General features: G+C 33.4%; 7 protein-coding genes and 1 riboswitch. Of the genes, 5 read left to right on the top strand and 2 right to left on the bottom strand.

The window, feature by feature from the left end:
- Positions 1–28: 28 nt before the first annotated feature.
- Positions 29–1573: an L-aspartate oxidase gene (nadB, locus tag ACP5FO_RS07590; protein WP_428157298.1), complete on the bottom strand. Its 1545-nt coding sequence runs from the start codon at positions 1571–1573 to the stop codon at positions 29–31.
- A 435-nt stretch (positions 1574–2008) separates the two neighbouring features.
- On the opposite strand from nadB, the gene ACP5FO_RS07585 reads away from it, so the two are divergent.
- On the top strand, positions 2009–2938 hold the full coding sequence (locus tag ACP5FO_RS07585) for a sulfurtransferase (RefSeq protein ID WP_428157297.1): 930 nt from the start codon (positions 2009–2011) through the stop codon (positions 2936–2938).
- Between the two features lie 36 nt (positions 2939–2974).
- On the opposite strand, the gene ACP5FO_RS07580 is transcribed toward ACP5FO_RS07585, so the two are convergent.
- Positions 2975–4096, bottom strand: a complete 1122-nt coding sequence (locus ACP5FO_RS07580; RefSeq protein ID WP_428107282.1) for an MFS transporter — start codon at positions 4094–4096, stop codon at positions 2975–2977.
- A gap of 158 nt (positions 4097–4254) precedes the next feature.
- Positions 4255–4394, top strand: a riboswitch (cyclic di-AMP (ydaO/yuaA leader).
- Between the two features lie 108 nt (positions 4395–4502).
- Between ACP5FO_RS07580 and kdpA the strand changes: the two genes are divergently transcribed.
- The 4 genes from kdpA to ACP5FO_RS07560 all read left to right on the top strand — a co-directional run.
- Positions 4503–6224 (top strand): potassium-transporting ATPase subunit KdpA, encoded by a 1722-nt coding sequence (gene kdpA, locus ACP5FO_RS07575; protein ID WP_428157296.1) that lies wholly within the window; start codon positions 4503–4505, stop codon positions 6222–6224.
- Between the two features lies 1 nt (position 6225).
- A complete protein-coding gene (gene kdpB, locus ACP5FO_RS07570; RefSeq protein ID WP_428157295.1) occupies positions 6226–8286 on the top strand; it encodes a potassium-transporting ATPase subunit KdpB in 2061 nt (686 codons plus the stop codon).
- Positions 8287–8296: 10 nt separating this feature from the next.
- Positions 8297–8878: a potassium-transporting ATPase subunit KdpC gene (gene kdpC / locus ACP5FO_RS07565; RefSeq protein ID WP_428157294.1), complete on the top strand. Its 582-nt coding sequence runs from the start codon at positions 8297–8299 to the stop codon at positions 8876–8878.
- On the top strand, positions 8865–10819 hold a 1955-nt coding region (locus ACP5FO_RS07560; protein WP_428157293.1), incomplete at its 3' end, for a DUF4118 domain-containing protein. The genes kdpC and ACP5FO_RS07560, both read left to right, overlap by 14 nt.

Here is a 10819-nt window from a genome sequence, read left to right as displayed (position 1 = left end):
TTTTTAAATTTATACCCAATAATTTCCTCTAAATCCATTTTTCTAAATCTTTTATATTTAAACTTACATGAGATTTATCTGTTGGAGGCCATGGTGTATCAATGCAATAGTGAGCTCCAACTGAGTTTTTTCTCTCAAGACAACTGCGCGATATAAGTATGGCAATAACAAGAAGGTTTCTATAATCTATATCTACACTGCTGCTATCTTTGGTCGTTTGAAAACTTGATAGACTGCATTCAAATAAATCTGTTACGCTTGAGAGTCTTCTTACAATTCCAAGTTCTTTAAAAATTCTATCTTTTAAATTTTGTATTTTTGTTTGAAAATTTTTTGCCGATTCTTGTAACTTTATGGATTCATCGTTTTTTGGATTAGAGTTCTTATTGCCTTTCAAATAAGCTTTGGCTGATAAAGCTGCCCTGGTGCCATAAACCAAACCTTCAAGCATGGAGTTGCTTGCCAGGCGATTTGCTCCATGTACACCATTGCAGGCACACTCACCACATGCAAAAAGGCCACTTATATTTGTTTTACAATCGACATCTGTTTTTACCCCACCCATTGTATAATGAGCAGCAGGTGATACAGGAATGGGTTCTTTTGTTATATCAAGACCATATTTTAGACATTCGTGATAAATTGTGGGAAATCGTTTTTTTACAAACTCGCTATCAAGGTGTGATATATCTAGATATACATGATCTTTTAGGTTATTTTGCATCTCAGAAAAGATGCTTCTTGCTACAATATCTCTTGGGGCTAACTCTAGCTGTTTGCTGTATTTTTCCATGAAACGCTCACCTTTATCATTTATTAATATTGCACCTTCGCCACGCATTGATTCGGATAATAAAAAAGACGGAGCTTTTTTGTAGTTTAGCGCTGTTGGATGAAACTGTACAAACTCCATATCTTCCAAAGTGCACCCGGCTAAAAATGCGCTTGCTATACCATCACCTGTCGTTAATGAAGGATTTGTGGTATGATTGTAAATTGCAGCGTAACCACCTGTTGCTAAAACTACGGATTTTGCATATATGTAGTTAAGTGTGTTTTCTTTTAGGTTGTGAAACTTTGCACCAATAACTCTTTTGTTTTCAACAAGTAAATCTATCAAACGATAATGCTCATTAATTTCAATGCTTTCTTTTTGGGCTTTATTAAGAAGCGTTCTTTCTATTTCTGCACCTGTTGCATCACCATTTGCGTGCAGTATCCTGTTTACACTATGGGCAGCTTCTTTTGTAAAATTTAACTCGCCGTTTTCGTTTTTATCAAATTGACAACCCCAATCTATTAGCTCTTTTACTTTATCTGGTCCTTCTTTAACCAGAATTTCAACGCTTTTTTTATTGCATAAACCAGCTCCAGCAATAAGTGTATCTTTAATGTGTAAATCAAAATTATCGTTTTTCGATAAGCAAACTGCTATGCCACCTTGAGCATAGTTTGTGTTTGATTCACTGGCTTTATCTTTTGTAAATATTGCCACATCAACGCCAAGTCTTTTCAGCTCAATTGCAGCTCTAAGTCCTGCTACGCCACTACCTATAACAATGCAATCTCTCACTTTATAACTCCTATTTTTGCAATAGAGCTTGGTGGTGCTATGTCCGTTTTTCTACCACAGCTTGCAACAACCAAACTCAATAGTACAAGTGCAATAATTACTTTTTTCATAGTGATGTTTTATTGAATTTAAAGCACAATGTCAAGCTATTTATTTTGTATTGATTTGTAAGTATTTATACTACTTTAAATATTTGGTTGTATGTAAAAATAATTTTTTGTTTTTTTTGTTGTAGACTATTTATAATTATGCTTATGTAAAATAGAAGGAAAATTGCATTTAAAATTAATTTATTCTAATTAGCTGTTTTTCTATAAAATATTATTATCAAAAAATCCAGAAATATTATTAAATTTTATTTGTAATAAAAAAATAATAGTAATTCAATAATATAATGACTTAATTATATTACTATTAAATGCAAGGAGGTTTTGTATGTTAAAACGTATCTTACTTATTGTCAGCATTTTAACGCTGGCAGGATTTAATTTGGCACTGGCAAAAGTTGGTATTCTTTCTACATCTGAGGTAGCATCCATGATTGGTAAGAAAAATGTTGTTATCGTAGATGCAAGAGATTATAAATTCTATCTCGAATCACATGTAAAAGGTGCAATAAGCTTACCTTCCACAGGTGATTTATTTGCAATGAGATTTCCAGGTGTTAAAGCTAGAAGTATAGCTTCAAATACTCAAATCGAGATAGCGTTATCAAAATTGGGAATTAAACCAGATGATACAGTCATAGTTTATGCAGGTGGCAAAAAGGCAGCATTTTTCTTAACTAATGCAACAAGAGTTATGCTTGCGCTTTATTGGGCAGGTGTAAAAAATGTGTATTATATGAATGGAGGTTATCAAAAGTGGGTTGATGAAAAAAGACCGATTCAAAAAACAGAAACCAAGCTACCTCCGACACATTTTGTAATTAAGCACAATAATACAAATGCATATTGCTTTAGTAATTTTGTAATATGGGCTGTAAATAACTTGAATAAAATTCAGATTGTAGATGCAAGACCACTTGATCAATATACTGGAGCACTAATTAGCGATAAAAGACTTGCAAAACATGGTCATATCAAGGGCGCTATCGATTTTCCAGCAAGTAATTATATGGAGAAAGTTGATAATTATTATATTTTGAAACCGAAAACACAAATTGAAGAGATGTTCAAAAAAGATGGTATAAATTTAAATAAACCCATTATATCTTATTGTAATACAGCTAGATTGGGTAGTGGTTTGTGGTTTGTAGCAAATGCCCTCTTTAATGATAAACTTGTTTGGGTTTATAATGGTTCTATGGTAAGCGCTTCAAGGAACCCTGAAATTCCAATTGTTAAAGGCAACAAACCCCTGTAAAAATAAACCGACATTACTTTAAAAGTAATGTCGGTTTTATGTTTTTATTTTTAAATAAAAAGCACTTGCGATAAGAATAATTGCACACAATGTAACCCATAGGATAGAAAAACCGAATTTGCTTATGATAAAAGATGCAAGCAAAGGGCTAAATATACCACTTGTTTGCCAGAACATATTTGAAAAACCCGATACAGCACCTGCATCTTGTTTGCCTATGCGCATTAGTAAATCGTTATTTACAGGTGTTATTATAAATCGTGCAAAACCCATTCCAAAAGCTATTAAAAATAAAATAAATTCTATTTTTATAATAGCAAGAAACAATGTAAACAGAGCATAAGAAAAAAAGGACAAAAAAATTGTGCGACTAATGCCAATTTTTTTTATAATAAAACCTGAAACTGGCGATGAAAAAAAACCTGCTACAGCCATACTTGAAAACATAATGCCAGCCGTTACCTTATTGATGCCTATACCTAAAAAGTATTTATAAGCATAAAGCGTAATGCTCCAGTATGAAGCAAAAAATAACAACCCGCCAAAAGAAATTAGTAAAACATTTTTGTTTTTTATTATTTTCAAATTCATTTTGTTTGAAGTTTTATAGCTTTTAAGACCGAAAGATAAAATACCAACTATAGCGCATAGGATTGCAGAAGAATAATAACCAAAACGCCATCCTAATGTTACTGATAAAACGGGCAATACTATTCCTGATAAGACAATAGCTAATGGCCATGCTATACTGTAATAGCCCATAAAAATTGATCTATTGTCTTTGTAATAGTATTCGATGATTTTTAGTGATGCTGGATAAATCCAACCTGCTGAAAAGCCCATCAGCAGGCTAAGTACATACTCTTGATAAATATTTGTTGCTACACCAGAAAAAAAAGTTATTATTGATAATAAAATTAAAGATAAAGAAATAATTTTGCCACAATCAAATCTGTCTGATACAAAACCAGCAGGTACTTGGACAGCTACATATCCAAAAAAATACAGTGCGAAAATATGACCATCCTGGGTTATTGTAGGTTTTAATGGCATATATACGGACAGGATGCTCCACATTAATCTTGTATAATAGCTTAAAAAAAATGCACCACTTGAAATTACAAGAGGAAAAAGACTATGAGATTGATTTTTAAACAATGATTTGCCTCTTTGCGAAAATTCATTATTAATCTTCAAATAAATAATTTTTTCATTATGTTTATATTAATATTTTTTATTTAAAAGTCAATTGTAGTTTTACAGAGCTTTTTATAGAAAATTTTATGCTTGACTTTTTGAAAAATAAATGTTAAAAGGAATACAAATAGTCGAAGCTTTGCTATTTGCAAAGCGCGGGGGACCCAATTTAAATGGGGCGAATTCCTTATTTATGAGGATAGAGCACTCATAAGCTCAAGCCCGTCAGCTAACCTCGTAGACTTTTATGGGGTGATTTATGTTTATTTTTAAAAACCTTCAAAAAGAAGGTTATTTATACACGCCTTTTAAATTTGCACTACTTTGATATTAGTATATCTATTTGAAATTTTTAAAAGGAGGAATTATGCACATTAGTGACATTATACAGTTTTTAGTTTTTATTGTGCTTTTAAGCTTTCTGGTAAAACCATTAGGCTCTTACATGGCAAATGTATTCAATGGAGAAAAAACTGTATTATCGGTAGTTTTTAGACCAATGGAGATTTTCATTTATAAAATTGCCAATATTGACGAAACCTACGAGATGAATTGGAAAGAATTTGCAATTTCTATGTTGATTTTCAACGCTATAGGTTTTGTAGTTCTATTTTTAATTTTAGTTTTACAACAATTTTTACCTTTAAATCCCCAACATTTTAAAGGATTTAATCTAGATTTAGCATTTAATACAGCTGTGAGTTTTATAACAAATACAAACTGGCAGGCCTATTCTGGAGAAAATACAGCAAGCTACTTCACTCAAATGCTGGGTCTTGCAGTGCAAAATTTTCTTTCAGCTGTTACTGGCATAGTTGTTTTGCTGGCTTTGATAAGAGGTTTTGCAAGAAAACAAACGACAAATCTTGGCAATTTCTGGGTAGACTCAGTAAGGACAACTCTTTATATTTTACTGCCTTTATCAATAATAGCTGCTATTATTTTAATGAGTCAGGGTGTTATACAAAACTTTAGCAGCTATAAAACAGTCCATTTGTTAGAACCCTACATTAATGCAGGCAAAGTCATAAGCAACCAGGTATTGCCAATGGGTCCTGTTGCATCGCAAGAAGCTATTAAGCTACTTGGAACAAATGGAGGCGGTTTTTTTGGTGCAAATTCTGCACATCCTTTTGAAAACCCAAACGGTTTCACAAATTTTTTTGAAGCTTTTTTAATTATTTTAATACCTGCTGCTTTAACATACACTTTTGGATCTATGATAAAAAATAAAAAGCAAGGTTGGGCAATTTACCTTGTTATGTTAACAATGTTTGTTGTTTTTTTGGGTATAGAATACACTTCTTCTTTAGGAAATGATCCCCTAATATCACGTCTTGGTGTTACAGGCCACTATATTGAAGGTCAAGAAGTGGGGTTTGGCGTAGGTGGCACATCTTTGTTTGTAACTACAACGACAGCTGTAGCGTGTGGTGCTGTTGATGCAATGCACGATTCGCTTTTACCTATATCTGGAATGGTACCGACTGTACTTATGCTGTTAAGCGAAGTTGTTTTTGGAGGTGTTGGCTCCGGTCTTTACACTATGACAGCTTTTATCATTATAGCAGTTTTTGTGGCTGGTTTGATGATTGGGCGCACTCCGGAGTTTCTAGGTAAAAAGATAGAAGTAAAAGAAATGTGGATGGCAATAATTACTGCACTAACATCCGGTATATTGGTACTTATTTTTACAACTATTGCTTTTATTACAAAAGCCGGTGTAAGCTCAATCCTAAACCCTGGTCCACATGGTTTAAGTGAGATACTATACGCTTTTGCATCTACTGCAAACAACAATGGAAGCGCTTTTGCAGGATTAAATGCAGATACGTATTTTTATAATATCACAACAGCAATTGCTATGCTTATTGGCAGGTACATACCAGCAGTTGCAATTATATATATGAGTGGTACTCTGGCACAGAAGAAATATACTCCGCCAAGCGTTGGCACACTTCCTACAGATAAAGTGCCTTTTATGGTATGGCTTATTCTTGTAATATTGATCGTGGGTGCTTTAACTTTTTTTTCAGCTTTGGCATTAGGTCCATTTTTGGAAAATATTTTAATGTTAAGAGGTGCATAATATGGAACAAAAGAAAACTACATCAATATACAACCCAGAATTAATAAAAACTGCACTGATAAATGCTTTAAAAAAATTAAACCCTATGGAGTTAAAATCCAACCTTGTAATGCTGGCTGTAGAAATTGGCAGTATTTTAACAACAATAGAATTTATACTAGAAATTTCAGGTTTAAGAAGTGGATCCTACTGGTTTACAGGATGGGTTTCTTTGTGGTTATGGTTTACGGTTATTTTTTCAAATTTTGCAGAAAGCCTATCAGAAAGCAGAGGTAAAGCGCGCGCAGAGTCTTTGAAAAAAACTAAAACTCAGATTACAGCCCATAAACTGAAAGAAGCAAAATTTGACAGTGAATACACAGATACACCCTCTACGCAACTCAAAAAAAATGATTTAGTACTGGTAAAGGAAAATGAGTTAATACCAAGTGATGGCGAAATAGTAGCTGGTGCAGCACTTGTTAATGAGTCTGCTGTAACTGGTGAATCTGCACCGGTTATAAGAGAAGCAGGCGGAGATAGAAGTGCTGTAACAGGTGGTACAAAAGTAGTTGCAAATTCTATTATAGTAAAGATAACCACCAATCCCGGCGAGACATTTTTGGATAGAATGATTACAATGGTAGAAGGTGCAAAACGCAGAAAAACGCCAAATGAAATTGCACTTGAAGTATTGCTTGCATCATTGACCGTTGTATTTTTGCTTGTTGTTATTAATCTCAGGGCTTTGTCAACATATGCTGTTAATACTTCAGGACATGGAGAGCCTGTTTCATTTGTGGTGTTGATTGCATTATTTGTATGTCTTGCGCCAACAACAATTGCAGCTCTTTTGCCTGCAATTGGTATTGCTGGTATGGATAGGTTATTTAGAAAAAATGTAGTGGCATTATCCGGCAAAGCTGTTGAAGCTGCTGGAGATGTAAATGTGCTTTTGTTAGACAAAACTGGAACAATTACACTTGGCAACAGACAAGCAGCAGAATTTATACCTGTTGGCAACCACACAGAAGAAGAATGCGCCAAAATATCGCTTTATGCTTCTATTGGTGATGAAACACCGGAAGGCAGAAGCATAGTTGTATTGGCAAAAAGAAAATATAACTTAAGAGCCCAGTCGCTTTCACAAGAAACAAAAATCATACCATTCAGTGCAAGTACAAAAATGAGTGGTGTAGATATTGAAAATCACAAGTATAGAAAAGGTGCTTATGAATCAATAAAAGCTTACATACTGGAAAATGGCGGTACAATTCCTGACAATCTGGAATCTGTTGTTGAAAAAGTATCAAAGCAGGGTGCGACGCCTCTTGTTGTTACTTTAGATAATGATATAGTAGGCGTTGTAAATTTAAAAGATATTCTAAAAAAAGGTATTAAAGAGCGATTTGCCCAGCTTAGAAAAATGGGTATAAAAACCGTTATGATAACTGGTGATAATCCACTTACAGCAGCTACAATTGCAGCAGAAGCGGGTGTTGATGATTTTTTAGCTGAAGCAAAGCCAGAAGATAAATTAAGACTTGTTAGAGAGTATCAATCTCAGGGTTTGATGGTTGCGATGACTGGCGATGGTACAAACGATGCTCCTGCCTTGGCCCAGGCTGATGTTGCTGTTGCAATGAATACAGGTACGCAAGCAGCACGTGAAGCTGCAAATGTTATTGATTTAGATTCGAACCCTACAAAACTATTAGACATAGTAGATATAGGAAAACATATCTTGATGACAAGAGGAGCTTTAACTACATTCAGTATTTCAAATGATATAGCTAAGTATTTTGTAATTATACCAGCTGCTGTAGTTGCAATATACCCACAGCTTAATGTATTGAATATTTTGCATTTGGCTAATCCATATCTTGCAATTTTGTCTGCTGTTATATTTAATGCCATTATAATTCCTTTACTTACACCACTTGCATTAAAAGGTGTCTGGTATAAACCTATGCCAGCAGAAAAATTACTGATATATAATCTGCTTATATATGGTGGTGGTGGCTTAGTATTACCGTTTTTAGCTATAAAATTGATTTATGTAATTCTAAGCATAATACATTGAGGTGTATGATATGAAAAATTTAAAAAGTGGCCTTATAGTCTTTGCATTTTTATTTATAATAACCGGTGTTATATATCCTTTAATCGTTACAGGCATTGGTCAGCTTGTATTTAAAAGCCAGGTCAATGGAAGTCTTATATATATTGAAAATAAACCTGTAGGCTCAAAACTTATAGGTCAACCATTTCAAAACCCAGGTCTTTTCTGGTCAAGACCATCTTCAACTGATGATTTTCCATACAATGCTTTGAGTAGTGGTGGATCAAATCTTGGTCCAACAAACCAGATACTTGTTAAACGTGTTGAAGAAAGAATAGCTTATTTAAGAAAAAATGACTTCAAAGGGCAAATACCATCATCTCTGGTGCTGGATTCTGGGAGTGGGTTGGACCCTGATATTACACCTCAGGCTGCTTATTCTCAAATTCCTAGAATATCTATGTATACTCACATACCGCAGAATGTTTTAAAATCATTAGTTTCAAAACATATCAAAAAAAGGCAATTGGGTTTTTTGGGTCATGATAGGGTTAATGTTTTAGAACTGAATTTAGCATTAATAAAAATGGAAAAAGACTATGCAGGAAAATGATATAAAAAGACCGTCTCCAGAAGAATTATTAGAAATTGCAAAGCAACAGGAAGCATCTGAGCAAAAAAAAGGAAAACTTACCATATATTTAGGGTATGCGCCAGGCGTTGGTAAAACCTACACAATGCTTTCAGATGCTCATTTAAGAAAAAAAGAAGGTATAGATGTTGTAGTAGGATATGCAGAAACGCATGGAAGGGTTGAAACTGAAAAGCTTCTTGAAGGTCTTGAGGTTATAGAGCCTTTAATTGTTGATTACAAAGGTCTTAAACTAAAAGAAGTCAATTTTGAAAAAATTATACAGCGCAAGCCCCAATTAGTAATAATTGATGAGCTTGCCCATACAAATCCACCTGATTTTAAAAATGTAAAGCGCTATCAAGATGTAGAAGAAATTTTAAATGCCGGTATAGATGTATATACTGCTCTAAATGTTCAGCATATAGAAAGTCTAAATGATTTGGTCTATCAAATAACAAATATAGCCATCAAGGAAACAGTGCCAGATAAATTTATAGAGCAAGCAAGCGAGATAAAGCTTGTGGATTTAACACCGGAAGAACTATTAAAAAGACTTCACGAAGGCAAAGTTTATGTAAGGGATATGGCTCAAGCAGCCGTTGGGAAATATTTTAGATCAGGTAACTTGCTTGCATTAAGGCAAATTGCTTTAAGGATTGTGGCAGATAGTGTTGACGGGAAAATGCGCTCTTACATGAAGCAACACGCTATAGCAGGACCTTGGGCAGTCAAAGAAAAAGTACTTGTTGGGATATTTGCAAGTCCTTATGCAGAACAGCTTGTTAGAGCTACATATAGATTTGCAACAGAAATAGATGCTCAATGGATAGCAGTTCACGTTGAAACGCAAAAAAATCAAAACTTTACAGATCAAGAAAAGGCATGGTTAAATAAGGCTTTTGATTTAGTAAGAAGTTTGGGTGGTCAGATTGTTTGGATTAAAGGAGATGACATAACAACAGAAATAGTAAATTATGCCAAATCTCAAAATGTTACAAAAATTGTTATAGGCAAGCCACGTAAATTTAGTTTGTTTTCGCCAACTATACCAGAAAAATTAATTACGCAAACTGAATTTATTGATGTGTATTTGATTGCCCCAAAAGATAAAAAATCTCAAGAATTTTTAAAAAAGAAAAAGTATGGCATTAAAAACATAAAAGACTATTTATATTCTACTATAAACATTGGTGCTGTTACACTGCTAAGTTTGATTTTAAAAAATCACTTAAATCACTCAAGTTTGATGTCTATATTTTTAGCTGCTTTAGTATTAAATGCTTTAATTTTTGAAATACCTGCAGTGATTGTTTCAATAGTTATTAGTGTTTTAGTATTTGATTTTTTTTTCATACCGCCACAATATACATTTTATATTTCAAATTTTAACTATTTAATTTCTTTTTTGGTTTATGTTGTCGTTATTGTTTTTATTTCTGTACTTGCAACAAAGCTTAAAACTAAGGTAAATCTGTTAAAAGAAAGCCAGCTTAGAGAATTGAGTTTATATGAGTTAAGCAATAATCTTGTTATGGCAAGCACAAAAGAACAGGTTTTATCTATTTTGATAAACCACATAAAAAAGTTATTTAATGTTGAAGCTGCTATATTTATTGCTGATGAAAACAGTAAATTAAAGGTTGGAGCAAAAACTAAAGATTTTGAAATTAACTCAGAAACTTTAGGTATAGCTAACTGGTCATTTATAAACAAAAAAAATGCTGGTTTTGGAACAGATACGATTTCAAATGCCACTGCACTTTATATACCAATGATTACAACAAATGGTATTTTCGGTGTAATTGCTATAAAATTAAAACAACTAAACAAACCCGTAACAATAGACCAGACAGTTGCAATAGATGCAATAGCCCATCTTGGAGCAATTGCACTCGAAAGACTCAAGCTTATGCGATGTAG

The organism is Desulfurella sp. (assembly GCF_049977265.1).
In the GTDB taxonomy this organism is placed as follows: Bacteria; Campylobacterota_A; Desulfurellia; order Desulfurellales; family Desulfurellaceae; genus Desulfurella.
This window is presented reverse-complemented; position numbering and strand designations above follow the sequence as displayed.